This window comes from Brenneria sp. L3-3C-1, from assembly GCF_016456245.1.
Classification (GTDB): domain Bacteria; phylum Pseudomonadota; class Gammaproteobacteria; order Enterobacterales; family Enterobacteriaceae; genus Brenneria.
The window spans coordinates 67,443-85,880 of record NZ_JAEMHF010000002.1 but is presented as its reverse complement, the minus strand read 5'-3'; the positions used below and the strand labels follow the sequence as shown (position 1 = coordinate 85,880).

The 18,438-nt window shown below is 59.7% G+C and carries 22 protein-coding genes; 1 reads left to right on the top strand and 21 read right to left on the bottom strand.

Annotation, left to right across the window (positions count from 1 at the left end; genetic code table 11):
- Positions 1 to 21: 21 nt before the first annotated feature.
- Genes cobA through pduA form a run of 21 tightly spaced genes read right to left on the bottom strand, consistent with a single transcriptional unit; the run spans position 22 to position 16,872 of the window.
- Positions 22 to 804, bottom strand: coding sequence for a uroporphyrinogen-III C-methyltransferase (cobA, locus tag JG725_RS06825; protein ID WP_199377725.1), 783 nt, complete (start codon positions 802 to 804; stop codon positions 22 to 24).
- Between the two features lie 8 nt (positions 805 to 812).
- Entirely contained in the window at positions 813 to 2,033 is a 1,221-nt protein-coding gene (locus JG725_RS06820; RefSeq protein ID WP_172289930.1) for an acetate/propionate family kinase, read from the bottom strand.
- A complete protein-coding gene (locus JG725_RS06815; RefSeq protein WP_199377724.1) occupies positions 2,023 to 2,475 on the bottom strand; it encodes a EutP/PduV family microcompartment system protein in 453 nt (150 codons plus the stop codon). Before JG725_RS06815 ends, JG725_RS06820 begins: the two co-directional genes overlap by 11 nt.
- Before the next feature lie 4 nt (positions 2,476 to 2,479).
- Positions 2,480 to 2,830: a propanediol utilization microcompartment protein PduU gene (gene pduU, locus JG725_RS06810; RefSeq protein ID WP_199377328.1), complete on the bottom strand. Its 351-nt coding sequence runs from the start codon at positions 2,828 to 2,830 to the stop codon at positions 2,480 to 2,482.
- Positions 2,830 to 3,387: a BMC domain-containing protein gene (locus tag JG725_RS06805; protein ID WP_172289932.1), complete on the bottom strand. Its 558-nt coding sequence runs from the start codon at positions 3,385 to 3,387 to the stop codon at positions 2,830 to 2,832. Before JG725_RS06805 ends, pduU begins: the two co-directional genes overlap by 1 nt.
- A 5-nt stretch (positions 3,388 to 3,392) precedes the next feature.
- Positions 3,393 to 4,781, bottom strand: coding sequence for a 4Fe-4S dicluster domain-containing protein (locus tag JG725_RS06800; RefSeq protein ID WP_199377326.1), 1,389 nt, complete (start codon positions 4,779 to 4,781; stop codon positions 3,393 to 3,395).
- A 34-nt stretch (positions 4,782 to 4,815) separates the two neighbouring features.
- On the bottom strand, positions 4,816 to 5,931 hold the full coding sequence (locus JG725_RS06795) for a 1-propanol dehydrogenase PduQ (RefSeq protein WP_172289934.1): 1,116 nt from the start codon (positions 5,929 to 5,931) through the stop codon (positions 4,816 to 4,818).
- An 11-nt stretch (positions 5,932 to 5,942) separates the two neighbouring features.
- Positions 5,943 to 7,337 carry an aldehyde dehydrogenase family protein gene (locus tag JG725_RS06790; RefSeq protein ID WP_199377324.1) on the bottom strand — a complete coding sequence of 465 codons (1,395 nt, stop codon included), beginning with the start codon at positions 7,335 to 7,337 and terminating at the stop codon, positions 5,943 to 5,945.
- Complete coding sequence (locus tag JG725_RS06785) at positions 7,337 to 8,341, bottom strand: cob(I)yrinic acid a,c-diamide adenosyltransferase (RefSeq protein ID WP_199377322.1); 1,005 nt, start codon at positions 8,339 to 8,341, stop codon at positions 7,337 to 7,339. Before JG725_RS06785 ends, JG725_RS06790 begins: the two co-directional genes overlap by 1 nt.
- Before the next feature lie 32 nt (positions 8,342 to 8,373).
- Positions 8,374 to 8,649: a EutN/CcmL family microcompartment protein gene (locus tag JG725_RS06780; RefSeq protein ID WP_172289937.1), complete on the bottom strand. Its 276-nt coding sequence runs from the start codon at positions 8,647 to 8,649 to the stop codon at positions 8,374 to 8,376.
- Between the two features lie 3 nt (positions 8,650 to 8,652).
- A complete protein-coding gene (gene pduM / locus JG725_RS06775; RefSeq protein WP_172289938.1) occupies positions 8,653 to 9,150 on the bottom strand; it encodes a microcompartment protein PduM in 498 nt (165 codons plus the stop codon).
- The gene (locus tag JG725_RS06770; protein WP_172289939.1) at positions 9,147 to 9,779 is read right to left on the bottom strand and encodes a phosphate propanoyltransferase; all 633 of its coding nucleotides are present in this window, start codon (positions 9,777 to 9,779) and stop codon (positions 9,147 to 9,149) included. Before JG725_RS06770 ends, pduM begins: the two co-directional genes overlap by 4 nt.
- The gene (locus JG725_RS06765) at positions 9,779 to 10,315 is read right to left on the bottom strand and encodes a BMC domain-containing protein (protein WP_199377320.1); all 537 of its coding nucleotides are present in this window, start codon (positions 10,313 to 10,315) and stop codon (positions 9,779 to 9,781) included. Before JG725_RS06765 ends, JG725_RS06770 begins: the two co-directional genes overlap by 1 nt.
- 37 nt (positions 10,316 to 10,352) lie before the next feature.
- Positions 10,353 to 10,628: a propanediol utilization microcompartment protein PduJ gene (gene pduJ, locus JG725_RS06760; RefSeq protein WP_172289941.1), complete on the bottom strand. Its 276-nt coding sequence runs from the start codon at positions 10,626 to 10,628 to the stop codon at positions 10,353 to 10,355.
- 47 nt (positions 10,629 to 10,675) lie between these two features.
- Positions 10,676 to 11,017, bottom strand: coding sequence for a glycerol dehydratase reactivase beta/small subunit family protein (locus JG725_RS06755; RefSeq protein WP_199377318.1), 342 nt, complete (start codon positions 11,015 to 11,017; stop codon positions 10,676 to 10,678).
- The gene (locus JG725_RS06750; RefSeq protein WP_172289943.1) at positions 11,017 to 12,840 is read right to left on the bottom strand and encodes a diol dehydratase reactivase subunit alpha; all 1,824 of its coding nucleotides are present in this window, start codon (positions 12,838 to 12,840) and stop codon (positions 11,017 to 11,019) included. The genes JG725_RS06755 and JG725_RS06750 overlap by 1 nt, the downstream gene beginning before the upstream one ends.
- A gap of 34 nt (positions 12,841 to 12,874) precedes the next feature.
- Positions 12,875 to 13,402 (bottom strand): propanediol dehydratase small subunit PduE, encoded by a 528-nt coding sequence (pduE, locus tag JG725_RS06745; RefSeq protein ID WP_172289944.1) that lies wholly within the window; start codon positions 13,400 to 13,402, stop codon positions 12,875 to 12,877.
- Positions 13,403 to 13,416: 14 nt separating this feature from the next.
- Positions 13,417 to 14,091, bottom strand: a complete 675-nt coding sequence (locus JG725_RS06740; protein WP_199377723.1) for a propanediol/glycerol family dehydratase medium subunit — start codon at positions 14,089 to 14,091, stop codon at positions 13,417 to 13,419.
- A gap of 14 nt (positions 14,092 to 14,105) precedes the next feature.
- Positions 14,106 to 15,770 (bottom strand): propanediol dehydratase large subunit PduC, encoded by a 1,665-nt coding sequence (gene pduC / locus JG725_RS06735; RefSeq protein WP_199377316.1) that lies wholly within the window; start codon positions 15,768 to 15,770, stop codon positions 14,106 to 14,108.
- 20 nt (positions 15,771 to 15,790) lie between these two features.
- A complete protein-coding gene (gene pduB, locus JG725_RS06730; RefSeq protein WP_172289946.1) occupies positions 15,791 to 16,591 on the bottom strand; it encodes a propanediol utilization microcompartment protein PduB in 801 nt (266 codons plus the stop codon).
- Positions 16,588 to 16,872: a propanediol utilization microcompartment protein PduA gene (gene pduA, locus JG725_RS06725; RefSeq protein WP_199377314.1), complete on the bottom strand. Its 285-nt coding sequence runs from the start codon at positions 16,870 to 16,872 to the stop codon at positions 16,588 to 16,590. The genes pduB and pduA overlap by 4 nt, the downstream gene beginning before the upstream one ends.
- 592 nt (positions 16,873 to 17,464) lie before the next feature.
- Here pduA and pduF point away from each other — a divergent pair.
- Positions 17,465 to 18,274, top strand: coding sequence for a propanediol diffusion facilitator PduF (pduF, locus tag JG725_RS06720; RefSeq protein ID WP_172289948.1), 810 nt, complete (start codon positions 17,465 to 17,467; stop codon positions 18,272 to 18,274).
- Positions 18,275 to 18,438: the final 164 nt, after the last annotated feature.

The following is an 18,438-nucleotide window of genomic DNA, read 5'->3' as shown; positions in this document are numbered from 1 at the left end:
ATCTCCCTGATTTCAATGGGGTCAGCATAGCATAAGCGAGGAAACCGCGGCCAATGTCAGAGGCTCCGGCGTAAAGGACAACACGGATTGTAGCCTGACCACATCGCCAATCACGATTAACGCCGGTGAAGAGAGTCCGGCCGCGGTCGCCTCGTCGGCCAGCGTCGCCAGCATGCCGCTGACGGTACGCTGCTGCTGGCGACTGGCATACATCACCACTGCTGCGGGCGTCGCCGGCGATTTACCGCCGGCAATCAACTGCTGACAAATAGCGGACAGCTGCGCCATGCCCATCAGGATCACCAGCGTTCCGTCGAGTTTGGCCAGCGCGGCCCAGTCCTGCGGTTGGTTGCCCTGACGCAGGTGGCCGGTAATGACGTGGAAGCCGGACGAGAAGTCCCGGTGCGTCACCGGGATCCCCGCATAGGCCAGTCCACCGATGGCGGAGGTAATGCCGGGCACAACTTCAAACGCGATGCCCGACAGCGCCAGCGCTTCCGCTTCTTCGCCGCCGCGCCCGAAGACGTAAGGATCGCCGCCTTTCAGCCTAACCACGTTCAGCCCCCGCTGCGCGCACTCGACCAGCGTCTGGTTGATTTGCGGCTGGGGCACGGGGTGATGGTCGGGCATTTTACCCACGTTGATCATTTCACAATCGGCAGGGGCTTCCACCAACAGATCGGAACTCACCAGCCGATCGTACACCAGCACGTCCGCATGACGTATGCAGTGCAAACCTTTTACCGTGATTAATGTGGCGTCACCGGGTCCGGCGCCAACCAGCCAAACTTTTCCGTTATTCATCATCGTTCTCACTGTAACTGACCAGGGAAACGCGGCATGGCCGCCGCTGCGGCAATACGCGCCACATCGCGGGCGATCATCAATTCTTCATTGGTATTCACCACCGCAATGGCCACCGGGGAGGCGTCCTGCTGGATGAACGGCGCATTGCGGCGGTTTTTCTCTTCGCACAGCGCGATGCCGAGAAAACCCAGGTTATGACAGATTTGCCGCCGGGCATTTTGGGCGTTTTCACCGATGCCGCCGGTAAAAATCAGCGCGTCAAGGCCGCCGAGCTGGAGGATATAGCTGCCGATAACCGCCCGGATGCGCTCGGCAAACAGCTGCAACGCCTGCTGCGCTCGCGGGTTGCCAGCCTGCGCCGCCTGTTCGACATCGCGGTAATCATGTGAGACGCCGGAGACGCCGAGCAGACCGGATTGGTTGTTGATCAACTGGTTGATTTCCTCTGCGCTTTTTCCCTCTTTCAACTGGATAAACGGCAGAATGGAGGGATCGACGTCGCCGCTGCGTGTTCCCATCATCACCCCGGCCTGCGGGGTAAATCCCATTGATGTGTTGATGGATTCGCCGTTTCGGATGGCGCAGATGCTGGAGCCGTTGCCAAGATGACAGGAGATCAGACGCAGCGTCGCAAGCGGTTTCCCCAGCCGTTCGGCGCACAGCGCGCCGACGTATTTATGGCTGGTGCCATGAAAGCCATAGCGGCGCACGCCCAGTTCGGCATAGTAACGCCAGGGCAAAGGGTAAAGGTAGGAAGCGGGTTCCAGCGTCTGGTGGAACGCCGTATCGAAGACGGCGACCGCCGGTGCGTGCGGTAAAGCTCGCTGAAACACCCGGATGCCGACGGCGTTGACGGGATTATGCAGCGGCGCCAGCGCGGCCAGTTCGTCGATTTTGGTCAGAACATCCGGGGTTATAGCGATGGAATCACGGAAATATTCGCCGCCGTGCGCCACCCGGTGACCGACGCCGTCAATCTCGTCCAGAGAGGCAAGAATGCCGTGCGCCAGCAGCGCGTCCAGCAGCAGGGTCGCGGCGTCATAGTGGGTGGCGATCGGGCGGGTCTCGCTCCACGTCTTATCGCCGGCGCGCAGGGTAAAGACGGCATCCTGCAAACCGATGCGCTCCACCAGCCCCTGACAAAGCACCTGTTCGGCAGGCAAGACGAACAGCTGAAATTTCAATGAAGAACTGCCGGCGTTAATCGCCATTATTTTACCGGACATACGACTCTCCCGCGGTGTCTAAATAAGCCATGAGTTCCGCCATCCCAAGGCCGGTCTGGGCGGAGGTGGTGAATAGCGTGTGGGCGCCCGCCTGACGCAGGCTGTCCGCCGCCCACGCCAGCCGCGCCGGATCGCTGACGGTATCGGCCTTGCTGATGATGCCGATGACGGGCTGGTTAAATACGCAGGCGAACAAGGGGGCGAACCAGCTCTGGCCGGCATCGGCGTTTTGCACCAGCCCGATCACCTCGGCTTCACCGGCGCTGGCCAGCAACGCGCTGTAGAGACAACGGTTCTCCAGATATTCGCCGGGGGTATCGATGGCGCCGTCCCGCCAGTCGATGGCCTGTGTTTTTTGGTAGCGCGGCGTTTCGCCGTGCAGACGCTGAATCAACGACGTTTTGCCGCACTGGCTGGGGCCGATCAGCATGATTCGTCGCATCATGTCAGGTCCGGGTCAGCGAACAGGCGGTGAATTGCATCACATCCCCCAGCGTGTGGGTCACCTGTTTAAGGGCATATTCCACCGCGGACACATCGCCGGTGATCACCACGGCGCCGGTAAACCGATCGATGAAACCGATTTCCACCGCGCCGGACTTGGTGGCGATATCGCTGGCGATGATTGAGGCTTCGCTGGGGGTGATGGTCAAGATACCAATCGCGGTACTGCTATCACTCAGCCCCAGTTTTTTGTATAGCGCCTTGTTGGGGTTGGCGATCAGGTGCGCCAGCGTGATCTGTTTGCCGGGCACATATTCCTGAATAACCCGCTCGGTTGGGTGAGTGGTTTCCATCATGCCTCCTGTACCAGTTGGCGCCACAGGGCATCGTGCGGACGGGGGATCACGCTGCGGTAAACCAGCAATCCTTTTTCCCCCGCGCTCTGGCCGGCGACCTCGACGGCGGTGCTGACATCGGCGATATCGCCGGTGAGCACCAGATAGCATTTACCGCCGATACCGTAGGCCATATGTACTCGTACCAGCGTTACGTTGGCGGCTTTCACGGCGCGGTCGGCGGCGGCGATGCAGGCCGCCGCGCTCCAGGTTTCGACGATGCCGGCGGACTGCCTGTTCGCCACCGGATTAAGGCCGCTGAGCGCCGGCAGGACCGACGCGTGGATATTGGGCAGGATCAGGCTGTCGACCAATAAGCTGCCGCTTTGCTGCTCGCCGTGTCGTACCGCCTGACTTACGGCGCCCACGTCTCCGCCAATCATCAACAGATATTTACCGGGGCAGAGGGTTTTGCACACCAGCAAATCGACGCGGGCGCTTTTCATCATCAGGTCGGCCACCTCCATGCCTTTGGCGATACTGCTTAATTCCACAACTCCAATAGCGTGTGACATACCTCTTATCCTCTGGCGGCGCGATGGGCGGTAATAACGATGGCGGAGGCGCTCACTTCGGCGACCATCCCATTAATGCTGGCGTGAACCGGGGCGCCTAGCGCGTTGTCCGGGATGGCGGCGATTGGTTGCCCTGTGCGAACCGTGCTGCCAACGGCAACCATCGCTTCTGCCGGTGCGCCGATATGCTGGCGTAACGGCAGCACCACGTGTTCAGGCTGATAATTCATCTCAACAAACGGCGCGTCCTGATACCATTGGGCGAGGTCGAGGCGGGTAATCAGCCGCGAAATGGGCACCATGCGATAGTTCGCCATCGGATCGGCCGGATAAAGCTCGCCCTGATAGCGTGCGCCCTGGGTTTGCAACTGCTGTTTCAACAGGCGGTTAATGCGCATGGGCGAAATATCCACCGGGCAGGCGTAACTTTCGCACAGGCCGCATTCCGAGCAGGTCAGCGCGCTCAGCAGGACGTCGGGGGTCGCGACCTGCTGGTAGTTAACGGCGCGAACCAAAAGATGCGGCGACAGTTCATGCCCCACCAGATGACGGGGGCACAGCTCGGTACACATGCGGCACTGCTCGCACACGGTGCGGGCAATCGCCAGAATATCCCGATCGCTGCGCAGGCGGCGGGTCAGCAACAAATGGTCGGCCGGCAGAACCAGCAGACCGCCGCTGGTTTTGGTGACCGGCAGATCGAGATCGCTCAGGGCGTGTCCCATCATCGGGCCGCCGTTGATAAACCCCGGCTTGTCGATGGTGGCGCCGCCGGCCAGCGTCAGAACCTCACGGAAGCTGACGCCGAGCGGTACGGTCAGCGTCAGCGGCGTAGCCACGGCACCGTTAACCGTCAAGGTGCGATGCGTCACCGGCTGCTGTTCTTCCACGGCGCGCGCCACGTTGAGCACGGTCTGTACGTTATTCACCACCACGCCGATGCTGATGGGCAGGGCGGCGGGCGGAACGCGCCGACCCGTCGCCAGCCAGATGGTGATCACTTCGTCGCCCGCCGGATAAATATCCGGCAGAATATGAAGGCGGATCTGCGGGGGGAGCAGCGGCGTCAGGGCGTCGATGGCGCCGCGATATTTGGCTTTCAGCGCGATAATGCCCTGCTGTGCGCCCGTCGCCGTCATGCCATATAAGATGCCGCGGATCAGCGGCGCCGCCTGCCGGGACATCAACTGCTGATCGACCTTGAGCATCGGCTCGCACTCGGCGGCGTTGACCAAAAAAAGATCTGCCCGCGCCTGTAGCTTTACGGCGGTGGGAAATCCCGCGCCGCCCGCGCCCACCACGCCGGCCAGCCGTACCCGCTGGCGGATCGTTTCCGCGTCACAGTCGGTCAGCGAACCGTAAATCGGCGCATTCGGCAGGGTTAACACGCTCATCCTCTGTTCCTCTTATCGCGAGCGATACGGTGCGTTAATCGCATAACGCTTCAATCACCCGGCGGATATCCCCGGCGCTGGCTTCACGCGGGTTGGTGCGCAGCGTGACGTCCGCCTGAGCGGCGGGGATCATGTCGGGAATGCGCGCCAGCAGTTGGCTTTGCGTCACCTTAAGAGCCGCCAGCGGACGCGGTAAACCGCACTGGCGTTTGAGCTGCTCAATCTGGTGAATCAACTGATTCACCGCGCCGCGATCGTCCCCTTTGGCGGGGCTGAACCGACACAGCCGGGATAGCCGGGCGTAGCGCTTGCGGGCGCGTTCATCCTGCGCGTTGAAGCGAAGGACGGGCGCCAGCAGCAAGGCGTTCGCCAGCCCGTGCGCAATGTGAAACTGTCCGCCAAGCTGGTGGGCAATGGCATGGTTCAGCCCCAGTCCGGCCTGACTGAACGCCATGCCCGCCAGCGTTGAGGCATTGTGCATTTTCCCCCGGGTAATCACGCAATCCCCGTTGCTACAGGCCGTCGGCAGGTGGCGAAACACCAGTTGCAACGCTTTTTCCGCCAGCGCGTCGGTGAAGTCGCTGGCGTGCGGCGAGACATAGGCCTCCAGCGCATGGGTCAGCACATCCATGCCGGTATTGGCGGTGATGTCCGGGGGAACGGAGAGCGCCAGCGACGGATCGAGGATGGCGATGTCGGGGTAAATCTGGTTGTCGAACAGCGGATACTTGATGCCTTTTTCCGGGTCGCCGATCACGCAGGCGCTGGTCACTTCAGAGCCGGTGCCGCTGGTGGTCGGAATGGCGATGCAGGTGTCAATCCCGATATCCTGCCGACGGCTGAACCAGACGATAGCTTTGGCGGCGTCCAACGCCGATCCGCCGCCAAACCCAATCACCACATCCGGCTGCAACGCGTGCATCTGCGCGATCCCCTTGACCACGGTCGCAATGGTCGGATCGGGGGTGATGTCGCTGAACAGGTCGATCTGGTTATCCGCCGGCAACGTCTGGGTAAGGTTGGTCAACAGCGGCGAGGTAGCCAGAAAACCATCGCAGACGATCCAGATTTTGCGCTGATGAAAGCGCTGCAACACGCTGAGGCTGCCGTTGCCGCTATAAATTCGGGTCTGTAAGGAAAAGCGTTTCATACGCGCTCCAGTCAACGAATGGAAAAGCCGGTTGTCAGCACGCAGCGGCGTTGTCGGGCAAAGGTACGGGCTGAGGTGGTGCCTTCGCCGGTCGGGGTGGCGATGGTGAAGGTGGTAAACCCTTCGCCGCCGACGCCGATGCCGGCATAAGAAGGCCCGTTCTTGACGAAAATGGAGGTCTGGAGCCGGCGTGCGGCCAGATTCAGGCGGGAGACATTCTGCGAATGCATGATCGCGGTATGATGCAGCCCGCCCTCCACCTGTAACGCCAACTCCAGCGCCGCGTCGAAATCTTTCACCCGCACCACGGGCAGGAGGGGCATCAACTGTTCGTTGGTCACCAGCGGATCGTCGCCTTTTACCTCCACCAGCAAAAGCCGCGGGGGCTTGGCCGGACAAGGCAACCCTGCCGCTTGCAGCAACTGCGCCGGACTTTTGCCGACCAGTTGTTTATTGGCATGCCCTTGTGGCGATAGGCAGGTCTGGCGCAGGCTGTCGATATCCTGCGGTGAGGTAATCAGCAACGCGTCGAAAGCCTGCATCTGTTGCAGCAGCCGATCGGCCACGCTGTCCACCACAATCAGGCTTTTCTCGGCAATACAGGGCAGGTTGTAGTCGAAAGACGCGCCGGAAACGATATCCTGCGCGGCTTTGACCAGTTCGGCGGTTTCATCCACCAGACAGGGCGGATTGCCGGCGCCGGCGCCGATGGTTTTTTTGCCGCTTTTCATCGCCATCGCAACGATGGCGGGGCCGCCGGTAATCGCCAGCAGGGCGATTTTCTCATTCGCCATCATCTGCTGAGTGGCTTCAACGCTGGGTTCGCCGACCGTCACCACCAGATTGCGGATGCCGCAGCTGTTGAACACGATCTCTTCAATCAGGGCAATCAGCTTCAGCGACACATTTTTAGCGCCGGGATGCGGGCTGAAATAGACGGCGTTGCCCGCCGCCAACATGCTGATGCTGTTATTGATTATGGTTTCCGTGGGGTTGGTGCTGGGCGCGACGGAGCCAATGACGCCAAACGGCGAGAACTCAAACAGCACCATGCCGCCATCCCCGGTCAGGGCGGTGGTGGTCAGATCTTCAATACCGGGCGTATTATCCAGCGCGGCCTTGTTTTTCAGTAGCTTATCTTCTTTATTACCCATGCCGGTTTCCCGCGCGCCTTCCTCGGACAATGTCGCCAGGTGGGGTTGTAGCTGTTCGCGCAGGGCGCTGATAATCGTGCTGCGGGTTTTCAGCGGGCTTTGTTGATAACGCAGGAAAGCGCCGTGCGCCGCGTTAATGGCTTCATCCACGCCGGCGAAAATAGCGCAGGCGGCATGGTCGGGCGCGGCATCCGGCATCAGTTGTTCGGTGAGGATAGTGCGAATGAGAGATTCAAGCTCAGTGGTGTTCATTATTCATTCCCCAGGTGTAAAGCCGATATGGCCGCTTCTGCAATGTGTTGATCCTGTTCGACGCTGCCGCCGCTGATGCCAAGCCCGCCCACCAGTCGGCCGTTTCGCCACAGCGGATAACCGCCGCCAAAGGTGACAACCTTGCCGCCGGTGCTGGACTCAAGCTGAAACAGCTCGGCGCCCGGCTGGATGCTGGGCCCCAGCAAATGGGTGGGCGTTTTCATCGCCACCGCCGTCCAGGCTTTTTTCGGCGCCAGCTCGCTGCTGACCAGCAGGGTATCCGGCATGCGATAGGTCATAATTGAATTGCCGTGGCGATCGGCCAGTGCGATCGCCACGGGGACATGGAGCTTGATGGCGGCATCTACCGCCGTCTTGATGAGTTGATGAATCTCGGCGAAGGCCAGCGCGGCGGAGGCGATGGGCTGTGCGGCTGAGGCGGCGGCCAGATAGCGGCTGAGCACCGTTTCGACCATCCTCGCTTGCCGATGGCGGTGATCTTCATCGCGGGCCAGGGCGTACAGGCAATCCGACAGTCGGTTCAGATATTGCAGCAGCACCGGCCTGATCGGCGCCTGCTCCGCCAGTTCCACCAGCCTGCGTTCGGCGCGGCGCGCCAGCGTACGGGCGAAATGAAGACGGCCGCCGGCTTCGCAGGCGCCGGGCAAGACAAACCCGTTGACCGGCGGTACAACCGACATACAGCGGTCGACGGCCTGTTCCAGCGCCACGATATCCCCGGCTTCGATCCAGCGTCGTCCGGCGGCGAGAGGTTCCGCGTTTTCACTGGCCAATTCGGCGCTGAAATAGAACAGCTGATATTGCACCGTCTCCAGCAAACGGCCGTTTTCCTGGTTATCCACTACGCGCACGCACAGGCCGAGCGCGGCGTTCAGCTCGTCCAGCGTGCCGTAGGCTTCAACCCGTGGGTGGCTTTTCTTCACCCTCTGGCCGGTAAATAACGCCGTGGTGCCTGCGTCGCCGGTTTTGGTATAAATACTCATCAGACGGTCGCTCCTGTTAACGCGAAAAGCGATTAACGCGAAAAATTATCCACAATGCCGACAATCGCCAGATCGATGGCCTCATTGGGGGCGGCAAACACCCGCCGGGCGCTGGAACCGGAGGACAACAGCACCAGTTCGCCTTCTCCCGCGCCAACCGAATCCACAGCCACTTCATCCGGCTCCACGCCGTCCGGCGGCAACGATCCATCGCCCGTCACCCGCCGCACCAGCAACAATTTTCTGCCGCTAAGCGAAGGCGACTTCTGGGTTGACACCACCGATCCCACCACTCTGGCTAGCTGCATGATTTACTCCTGCCTTAACAGTTGAATGTGACGCGATAGCAGACTGTCCCGCACCAACGGCGTTATCAGCGTCTTGCGCTGAACAACCAGCCAGCCCGGTTTCTGCGCGGCAATATCCCGATAGCTCAGCAGCGGGCCGCCGAATAGCCTGACATCGTGTCCCTGATGGTCGCTGAAGCTGAGCGGCAACCGGCTCAGCGCTTTAACCGGCAATGCGCCCAGCAACTGCCGATGGAGGCTGATATGGATTCGCATCCCCCACGACAGCGCCTCCTGCAACGCGGCCACCGCCGAATGGCGGTTATCCGCGGCGGCAAACTGCCGCAGAAACGCTAAATCAGGCAACACCAGATGCAGCGTGGCATGCCTGACGAATATCGTCGGATCGATACCCATGCTGAGCTGATGCAAACGCAGGGCATAGACCCGGCGCTCGCGCTCGGCAAGCCGCGTGACGATGCGGCTCACCGCGCTTTCCATCTGGGGCGCGGTGAGATTCATGCGCCTGATACCAGCGTGGCGACGGCGTCCGGGTCGTCTGCGCCGGCCGCGTTGGCTTCATCGGTATCAATGTGCAGCTCCAGCCGCATTTGCTCGGATACGCGGATGGCGACATCATCCAATATCAGCCTGCGTCCGCGGCTCTGAATGGCGACCTGTACGCTGTCGCCGTGGCGCACCCGATAGATCAGCGCATCCAGCGGCGACATATGAATGTGGCGCTGGGCGACGATGACCCCCTGCGGCAGTTCCAGTTCCGCATAGGGACTGACCAACCGGATGCCCGGCGTGCCGTCCAGATTACCCGACATGCGCAGCGGGGCGGCGATGCCCAACGTGCGCGCGTCGGTACGGGAAATTTCCACCTGACTGCGGCTGCGCAGCGGCCCCAGAATGCGGACGTTTTTCAGGCTGCTTTTGGGGCCGACCAGCGTAACGGTCTGTTCGGCGGCGAATTGGCCGGGTTGGCGCAGCGCTTTCTTCTCCGTCAGCGGGCGATCGGGAAACAGCCGCTGGTAATCCTGTCCGGACAGATGCAGATGACGGTTGGACACCCCTAGCGGGATCGGACGAAGACGCATTTCGTCGAGGATCTTGCTGACGACAGGTTCCAGTAATGCTTTTTCCATCACGCTTTACCTCGTTTACCGGTATGAATACATAAAAAACGGCGCTCTCCTTTCTGCCGCGGGCAGGCTGGATCGAGACAAAGATTGCAGCGCGCGGTCGGCCGCACGGAGGGGGCGGCCGCGATGGCGCTTTCTGTCTCCGTTTCCGCTGCGAATTGCGGCGCGTCAGCGGCGGTATCGGCGTCTGACAACGGGATGTCAGCGACTGGCGCTGACACGGGGTTGTCGATCGGGGGCGTGGTGGCCGGTACGCCCGGTGGCCGAGTCGGTTGCCAATGAACCCTCAGTGAGTCGGCCGGCCGCGCCAGCACCGCGCTGGCGACCAGCCCATGATGTTGACGGGCCAATGCCGCGCCGCCGGCGATGGCGGCGTTGACCGACGCCACATCGCCGGCGATTTTAACCAACGTCCAGCCGGAGCCTTTGGTGCTTTCCATGCCGATGATCGTGACCGAGGCGGCTTTCGCCATCACGTCAGCCACGCCGATCGCCAGCGCTAAACCGCTAACTTCAAGTAAACCCAGTGACGTTTTCACGCTGCGCTCCTGTGTCTGCTGCGCTATTTTTCAGCTATCAGGCCGATGCCGGTAAAATCGCTTCAACCTCGCTGTGCGGACGCGGAATAACGTGGCAGGATTTCACTTCGCCCACCGCGCCGGCCGCCGCCGCGCCGGCATCGACCGCCGCTTTTACCGCGCCGACATCGCCGCGAACCATAACGGTCACCAGCCCGGAGCCAATTTTTTCGTAACCGATCAGCTGCACGTTGGCTGACTTCACCATGGCATCCGCGGCTTCAATGGCGCCCACCAGACCTTTTGTTTCGACCAGCCCTAATGCGTTGTTCATGTTTTACTTCTCCTGTTTAGGGCTATCGCCCCGGTTGAATAAAATGATCATTTAAACGGTAACCCTTTAACCAGCCGCGCGGCGTTGTTGCCCAGCCGGCGCAGCGCGTCTTCATTCTGCTGCCCCCGCAGGCGGAAAAGCGGCTGAGCGGCCGGTAAATTCCGGTAATGCACCACCATTTCATGGCCGTTGCAGGCCAGGCCGACCAGCAGCGGCGAACGGGCCGCGGCCTGCCAGGCCCGTTGGGCGAGATCGCCGTCGCCGTCCTGTTGCCAGCGCCAGGGAATACTCTCTTCTTCAATGCCCAGCAGAACCTGCCGCCAGATATGCGCGCTGGTGGCATGGGCGCTGATAAGGATGGCGGGTCTATCGTCAGGCGGCAGATTCATCAATGGCGCTCCTTCTGGTAAGCCAGAATCAAACCGGTCGCCACCGCGTTGCGCGGGCCTTCAATGGCGCGGATATTGCCGCGACCCGCCACCAGCTTGTAGTGCGCGAGGGCGTCGGTGACTAACTGCGGGATTTCAAAGTCCAGCGAGGAGCCGCCGACCAGCACCACAAAGGGAATATCGCGGATATTGCCCGTCGGGCTGACCTGACGCAGCGCGCGCAAGGCGTTGGTGACAAATACCCGTTCTTTGGCGGAGCGCCGGATAGTGCGAACTTTTTCCAGCGAAAAATCCCCCGGCAACGGCAGCAGAGTGTCGGGTTTCACCACCACCAGCCGGGCGAACACCTCGGCGGGCAACGGATGGGGGAAAAACTGCACGCTGCCGTCTTCATGACGCAGGTGAAACAGACTCTCCACCTTTGCCAGCGGGTACTTTTTGATATCCTCCGCCAGATAGCGATCTTCCAGACCGAGTTCCGAGGCGATAATCATGGTGACCATGTCGCCCGCGCCCGCCAGATGGGTGGCGACAATGTCGCCATCCGTATTGATGATGGAGGCGTCGGTGGAACCTGCGCCGAGATCGAGAATCGCCAGCGGACGTCGCGTGCCCGGCGTGGTCAATGCGCCCAGAATGGCGGCTTCCGCCTCGGCGCCGCCAATTTGTACGGCAATGTGCAGCGACGTTTCGATTTCACTGGCGATGCGCGCCATTTGCAAACGATCCGATTTCACCATTGAGGCGATGCCCACGGCCTGTTCGAGGGAGAATTCCCCCGCCAGCCCGCCGGTGACGTTTACCGGCACCGCGGTATCCACCGCCAGCAGATCCTGAATAAAGATCTCTTTGGTCGGGCGATTGGTCAGTTCCGCCATCGTCTGGCGCACGTGTTCCAGCATGCCGCCGATATTGGTGCCGGCTTCGCCCGTCACGTTATCCAGCCTGCGGCAACTGTCGACCGCTTTCATGATCGGCTCGCCGCCTGCGGCGACGTCAACCCGCAGAGTGCGTCCATCGGCATACAGTTCCAAATGTCCCGCCGGAATCGAACGCGCTTTCACATCGCCTGCCGGGGTTTTCACCACCACCGCCGAACGCGTGCCAATCAAGGCCCGGGCAATAGGCACGATATTTTTGGTTTCTTCGGCGTTAAGGGAAAATACCGTGGCGATGCCGTAGGGGTTGGAAAGGGTTTCAATCACTTTGCCCGGCATGGCCACTTCGACGGCGGCCAACATGCCGAGGGGAATGCGGTCGATGTGCAGCACTTCGTCCACCACCGGCAGCGGGGTATGCAGACGGTTGCTGACCAGCACGCCATCGTCACGTTGCATAATGATGGCGGTAATCCGATAACCCGCGCCGCTGGCGGCATTGACAATCGCCGCGACATCGGCGAAATCAACGGCGGCCGGAACCACCAGAATATAAGGCTGCGCCGGATCGCGGGTCATAAGATCGCCGATACCAATCGTCAGTCCCACGCCCAGCCCCAGCCCGCCGGGGGTTTTCGGGTTATGCCCGATCATGGTGGATTCGGTGATAATGGTTTCGGTAATTGTTTCCATCGCCACATCGCCAATCACCGGCGTGGCTTCATTGATGCGGATCAGGCTGATATCGCGCTGCGCGATCCCGGCTTTCTCCACCAGTTGCGCCAGCGCCTGCCGAATGCCAAAGACGTTGCGCTGTGTCCCTTTGATGCCGGTGGTTTCGGTCAGCGTACTGGCGACAAAGCGCAGTTGCCCGTCAGCCTGACACTCGGCCAGCGCCACTTCTGTTGACGAGTTGCCAATGTCTACTCCGGCGATGTAACGCATGACCAGCTCCTGATGGTGGTAAAAGTCGGGTTAACTAATCGTCGCCTTTGAGTTTTTTGCGCTGCACATACAAATCAGCCGCTTCCCGCACGAAGGCGGCGCAGACCTTGGCTTTGTAGGTCTGTTCAAGATCGTCCGCGATGGCGTACAGCTCCGTTTTGCTGGAGCGGTAGGGGCGCAGGGCGTTATAAATATCCAGCACTTTGTCATCGGGAACGGCGGTGAGCTCGGCGGCGCGCTCAAAGTTCATCGCCAGCCGATCGCGCCCGGCGTCGCGGGCAATATCGGCCTGAATGCGCAGGATCTCCGGCGTAATGCGTAGATCCTGCGGGGTCACGCCGCCGTTAAGCACGTTAGCCAGCGTCAGCTCTTCCAGCGTTTTATTGGTTGCGGTTTTCACCCAGTCAGGGTGCTTGTTCGCCAGCGGATAATCGGCGACCTTCGCCTTGATGCCTGTCGTGCTTGCGGCGGCCGTATCGGCGGGTGTCGTCGTCTGCCCTTGTAGGCTGTTCATCTTGCTGAGAACATCGCGAACCATGGATTCAATAGCTTCGGAATTCATTGTGTTTTCCTTTGTTAAATCGCCACCCGGAGTTCCTGCGGATTCTTGCCGGTCACCACGTATTTGGTTTCTTTAATGTGCAGAATGGCGGATTTCGCCTGGTATTTCGGCCGCGCCATCTGATCGTTCAGGGTCGGCACCGGCTGGGGCGATTCCCGCTTGGCGTAACGCGCGGCGTTCTTGCCGATCTGCCGATAGGTTTCCAGCGTCAGCAACGGGGCCTGCGGGAATAGTTCCAGATTGGACAGGGGCGGTAATCCCTGTTGATGGATCACGGTTGTCCCTTTGGATTGCACGCCGATGGAAATCCCGGAGCCGCTGAGTCGATTGCCTTCAACGGCGACAAACGCCACATCCGAGGATTTAAAGCAGCGGATCACCCGCGCCTTGATCCCTTCTTCCTCAACCCCGGCGATAAGTTCGCGCAGAATGTTTTTATGCGGAATACCGACGATATTGACGGTTTGCGACAATCCGAATGCCGGCCCGACGGCAATAATCACTTCATCCTGGCTGGTGCCGGAACGCGCTTCGCCGACCTCGCTCAGAAAGCCGTCGCCCGCGGCCGATGTCACGGCGTCTGTTGCCGGCGCGCCCGGCTGTTTAAACGAGACGGTTTTGTTCTCGTCGTGCATTTCCTGTAGTACGCCTTCGATAATCTGGCGTAATAGCTTTTCGTTAATCTCCACCATGACGGAACTCCTTAGCCCAGCTCGTTGGGATCAAGCGCGTTAGGAATGTTTTTGATCTCTTCCCAACGCGCGCCTTCCAGCCGGTAACCGGTGGCCGGCCCGGCGTAATCATTGACGTCGTTCACCGCGGACAGCACCTGACTGTCGCCGACGATAATCGCCGACGTGTGCAGGTAGTCGCCGGCAATCTTGGCTTTCTGAATATTCAGCATGTCCTGGGCGACATCTTCAAAGCCGCCTTGCGCCAGCGCTTTCACCACGTCCAGCCCGGTGCGGTTTTTACTGATGATCTCCTGTGCGAACTTGATGTCTTCGACGATATTGCGCTCCGGCATGTCTTTGGAGCCGTGGGCATAGGTGGCGGCGGTGACTTCCTCATCGCTAATCGGCGGCAGCCCCATGCCGGCAAACACCGCCTGTAGGGCGCGCGCGGCCTTATTGCGGATGGCGACCACATCGGCTTCGCGAACCGGACGCAAACCGCCGTCGACTTTGAGGTCGCGCTGCATGATGTTGTAGTCGTCGAAATCTTCCGCATCCTCATTGGAGCCGGCGAACATGTTGTCGTAGTTGGGGACGGCGGAATAACCGGAGGAGATAAAATCGGTGCCCGGTAAAAACTGCATCAGCAGACGCGCGGTGCGGCGCATGTCCGAGTGGGTAAAGGTCTGGTCGTTGCTGGAGGCGCACTCCAGATCCAGCGCCGAACAGATCAGGTTTTCCGCCAGAATGGCGCGAATGCCTGACGGCACCGCCGAGGGGATCCCCACGCAACTGACCGAGCCGTTTTGCAGGCCCTGAACCCCGGCCGCTTTGGTGATGTAGATACAGCGGGCTTCGAGATACAGCATGGATTTGCCTTCGGCATACCCCATCTGCACTTCGGAACCGGAGCCGGAGGTAAAGCGCATTTTCAGGCCGCGCGAGGCATAGGACGAGGCGAGAAAACCTTTCGACCAGGGCGTGTCGTCCCCATCCGTGAACACCGGTTCGGTGCCGTAAACGGAGATGGTTTCCGCATAGCAGGTGTGGCCGAGCATGCCGAGTTTCAGTTCGGTGGCTTCCTCCAGCGAACACTGGGTCAACACGCCGGGGCGGCCCACCTGTGAACCCACCATCAGCGCCATGGCGTTGAACGGCGCATAGCGGGCGACGGCGACGGTGGTTTCCTGTTCGTCAAAACCCCGGAACGCCCCTTCGGCGGCGTCGGCGGCAATCTGCACCGGGTTGTCTTTGACATTGGTGACGTGAGCCTGCTGGGACGGCGTGCGACGGGCGCGCATTTTTTGCATGGCCATCATCATTTCCACCACGTTCATCTGCGACACCACCTCGACGATTTTCGCCGGGGTCATCGCCGTGGTCAGCGGTACGATGGCGCTGCGCGGGACATTGGGATCGCACAGCATGTTCGCCAGCTTGACGGAGTCCATCCGCAGCACCTCTTCCGCGCGCTCGAGATTGATGCCGTACCGGGCGATAAAGTGGTCGATCAGGTCGAAATCGGACTGGGGTTTGCCGTCCAACTCGGTTACCACGCCGTTTTGAATCGTGATCGACGGTTTGGGATCGTTCGGACTCTCCATGGCAATGAAGCCTTCTTCGATCCACTCTTTGACAAAACCATCCTGATTGACCGGGCGTTTCGCCAATGCTTCAAATCTTTTCGATTTCATGAAACTGCCTCGCTGTGGCGTCAGATATAGGAGGGGCGATCGTTTTTCGGTTCCGAACCCAGCGTCGCCAATACCGTTTTGCCGATTTCACGGGCGGAAATCACGGCCTGACGCACGGCGCCGGAGTCGCCGGAAATGACCAGGATGGCTTCATTGCTGTAGCTGGTGCCGTGCGCCGGCGTGCTGTAAGCCACCACATCCACATTGGCGGATTTCACCGCCGTATCCGCCATCAGCACGCCCACTGCCGCCGGCGCGCCGACGATCACCCCGCAGGAGCGGCCAATCGGCGCGCCAAAGGCTTTTTCCAGCGCATAGCTGGCGCGGGCGCTGTATTGCAGCTCGATGTGTCCGGCTTCGTTGGCGTAAACATCACCAAAGGTGCGATCCAGTTCCTTCAGCGCGACTTCGATGGCGCGTTTTACGTCGGAGACGTCGTTGCCGCCGAAAACAATCAGTGAGCCGTGCCCGGCGCCGCCTTTGGTATCGCGCGGCAGTTCGATGCTGACGACTTCGGTGTTGGTCGCTTTCACCGCTTCATCCGCCGCCATGATGTGCGGGCCTGCGCCGGTGCGCGCGCCCAGAATGCCGATAGAGCGGTAGCGTTTTTCAAGTTTCATGGCATCCAGCAGGGCGCTGTCGACGTTGGCGATCACCAGACCAACGGTGTCGCCAATCGCGGTGCCGACGAACTCGGTTAAACCACAGGTTTTTTCAGCCATAGCCGTATCTCGCGTTGTGTGAGTGGAGGATGGGGAAGACGCGCCGATTTTTGTCATCACCTGGGCCATGATGTGTTCGACCAGGTCATTGCTGCTCATTGGCTAGTTTCCTTTGGTAAGAATTTTTCGACATCGGCGTGCGGGCGCGGGATCACATGCGTCGAGATCACCTCGCCGACGGCGGCGGCGGCGGACGACCCGGCGTCCACCGCCGCTTTTACCGCACCGACATCACCACGAACGATGACGGTGACCAGACCGGAGCCGATTTTCTCGTAGCCAAACAGCGTCACATTGGCGGATTTCACCATGGTGTCGGCGGCTTCGATGGCGGCGGTCAACCCTTTTGTTTCCACCATGCCTAATGCTTCTTGTTGCATAAATTACCTCGACGTGATTGTCAGGATAGCGATGCGATGACTATACAAATAAGCGATGAAAAAGAATGGCTGCGTTGAGTTTATTGGCGGGAATGGTTGGCGACGGGATAATAAAATATTGGCATGGATTTATATTAACTGCTTGTTTTTGAATCGATTTAAAGCAATTTCGCTATTGTTAATATTCGTTTTCCCCTTTCCATTTTTATTAAAATCAGCATGACAATGGAGTGGTTTTATGCTATTTGCGCGCGTTTTTTAATAAAGCTGAAATTATTGGGGAAATAAAAATTGCGAGATGGATAGCAATAACGAAAAGAGAATAGAGCAATAAATTCATATTGCGTTAAATAACAAACCGGCGTTATTCATCAGGAAAAATAAGGCCTGCGCAAAAATGCGCGGCAGGGAGATGACAAGAAAGTGTTATCGGCGCTCTATTTTTTTGCCGTTTACCGACAGATTACGCCAACACTTTGCTTCACCCGCTCTCTATAGTAGCCGCAGCATTGCCCGAAACCCGCGTGTAAGGCAGACAAAGCGCGATCGCACGCCGGTATTTCATATTAATAGCGAAGGCAGGGTAACGTTTATGAATGATTCACTGAAGGCTCAATGTATTGCGGAATTTCTTGGCACGGGATTATTTCTGTTTTTCGGGATTGGCAGTCTCTGCGCGCTGAAAGTGGCGGGCGCGGGCTTAGGCCTATGGGAAATCTGCATCGTGTGGGGGCTGGGGATCTCACTGGCGGTGTACCTGACGGCGGGAATTTCGGGCGCGCATCTGAATCCTGCGATAACCATTGCGCTCTGGCTGTTTGCCTGTTTCCCCCGGCATAAAGTGCTGCCTTACAGCGTGGCGCAGATTGCGGGCGCGTTTGGCGGGGCCACGCTGGCGTATGCGCTTTATCATAATCTGTTTATCGAGTTTGAAACGGCGCACGGCATGGTGCGCGGCAGTGTGGATAGCCTGCAACTGGCCAGCATCTTCAGTACCTATCCGGCAACGGCCATCAACGTATGGCAGGCGGCCGGGGTGGAAGTGGTGATTACCTCGATCCTGATGGGGCTCATCATGGCGATTACCGATGATGGCAACGGCGTGCCCCGCGGGCCGTTGGCGCCGTTGTTGATTGGTATTCTGGTGGCGGTGATTGGCGCGTCCATGGGGCCGTTGACCGGGTTTGCCATGAATCCTGCCCGTGATTTCGGGCCGAAACTGTTCTCTTTTCTGGCGGGCTGGGGGAATGTGGCGATGACGGGCGGGCGCGATATTCCGTATTTCATTATTCCGATTGTGGCGCCGATTATTGGCGCGTGTCTCGGCGCCGCCTGTTACCGCTATTTAATTGGCAAGAATCTACCCTGTAATACCTGCGTCGTGGAGGACGGAAAGCCATGATGTGTTTCCTCATTCTGGCGGCATACCGTTATTTTTTTCGCTGTCGGTAAACTGATTGCCCTCCGGCAATGGGATAAAGAGGCAGGATGAGGAAATTTCGTGATCGCGATTGATGAATAGGTTAAATAGTGACCAATCGCAAATATAGTCTGCTAAGGTTATTT

Bases quoted from the DNA above. Each gene is read 5' to 3' on its own strand.
- cobA (WP_199377725.1), bottom strand. From the start codon at position 804: ATGAATAACGGAAAAGTTTGGCTGGTTGGCGCCGGACCCGGTGACGCC.
- JG725_RS06820 (WP_172289930.1), bottom strand. From the start codon at position 2,033: ATGTCCGGTAAAATAATGGCGATTAACGCCGGCAGTTCTTCATTGAAA.
- JG725_RS06815 (WP_199377724.1), bottom strand. From the start codon at position 2,475: ATGCGACGAATCATGCTGATCGGCCCCAGCCAGTGCGGCAAAACGTCG.
- pduU (WP_199377328.1), bottom strand. From the start codon at position 2,830: ATGGAAACCACTCACCCAACCGAGCGGGTTATTCAGGAATATGTGCCC.
- JG725_RS06805 (WP_172289932.1), bottom strand. From the start codon at position 3,387: ATGTCACACGCTATTGGAGTTGTGGAATTAAGCAGTATCGCCAAAGGC.
- JG725_RS06800 (WP_199377326.1), bottom strand. From the start codon at position 4,781: ATGAGCGTGTTAACCCTGCCGAATGCGCCGATTTACGGTTCGCTGACC.
- JG725_RS06795 (WP_172289934.1), bottom strand. From the start codon at position 5,931: ATGAAACGCTTTTCCTTACAGACCCGAATTTATAGCGGCAACGGCAGC.
- JG725_RS06790 (WP_199377324.1), bottom strand. From the start codon at position 7,337: ATGAACACCACTGAGCTTGAATCTCTCATTCGCACTATCCTCACCGAA.
- JG725_RS06785 (WP_199377322.1), bottom strand. From the start codon at position 8,341: ATGAGTATTTATACCAAAACCGGCGACGCAGGCACCACGGCGTTATTT.
- JG725_RS06780 (WP_172289937.1), bottom strand. From the start codon at position 8,649: ATGCAGCTAGCCAGAGTGGTGGGATCGGTGGTGTCAACCCAGAAGTCG.
- pduM (WP_172289938.1), bottom strand. From the start codon at position 9,150: ATGAATCTCACCGCGCCCCAGATGGAAAGCGCGGTGAGCCGCATCGTC.
- JG725_RS06770 (WP_172289939.1), bottom strand. From the start codon at position 9,779: ATGGAAAAAGCATTACTGGAACCTGTCGTCAGCAAGATCCTCGACGAA.
- pduJ (WP_172289941.1), bottom strand. From the start codon at position 10,628: ATGAACAACGCATTAGGGCTGGTCGAAACAAAAGGTCTGGTGGGCGCC.
- JG725_RS06755 (WP_199377318.1), bottom strand. From the start codon at position 11,017: ATGAATCTGCCGCCTGACGATAGACCCGCCATCCTTATCAGCGCCCAT.
- JG725_RS06750 (WP_172289943.1), bottom strand. From the start codon at position 12,840: ATGCGTTACATCGCCGGAGTAGACATTGGCAACTCGTCAACAGAAGTG.
- pduE (WP_172289944.1), bottom strand. From the start codon at position 13,402: ATGAATTCCGAAGCTATTGAATCCATGGTTCGCGATGTTCTCAGCAAG.
- pduC (WP_199377316.1), bottom strand. From the start codon at position 15,770: ATGAAATCGAAAAGATTTGAAGCATTGGCGAAACGCCCGGTCAATCAG.
- pduB (WP_172289946.1), bottom strand. From the start codon at position 16,591: ATGAGCAGCAATGACCTGGTCGAACACATCATGGCCCAGGTGATGACA.
- pduA (WP_199377314.1), bottom strand. From the start codon at position 16,872: ATGCAACAAGAAGCATTAGGCATGGTGGAAACAAAAGGGTTGACCGCC.
- pduF (WP_172289948.1), top strand. From the start codon at position 17,465: ATGAATGATTCACTGAAGGCTCAATGTATTGCGGAATTTCTTGGCACG.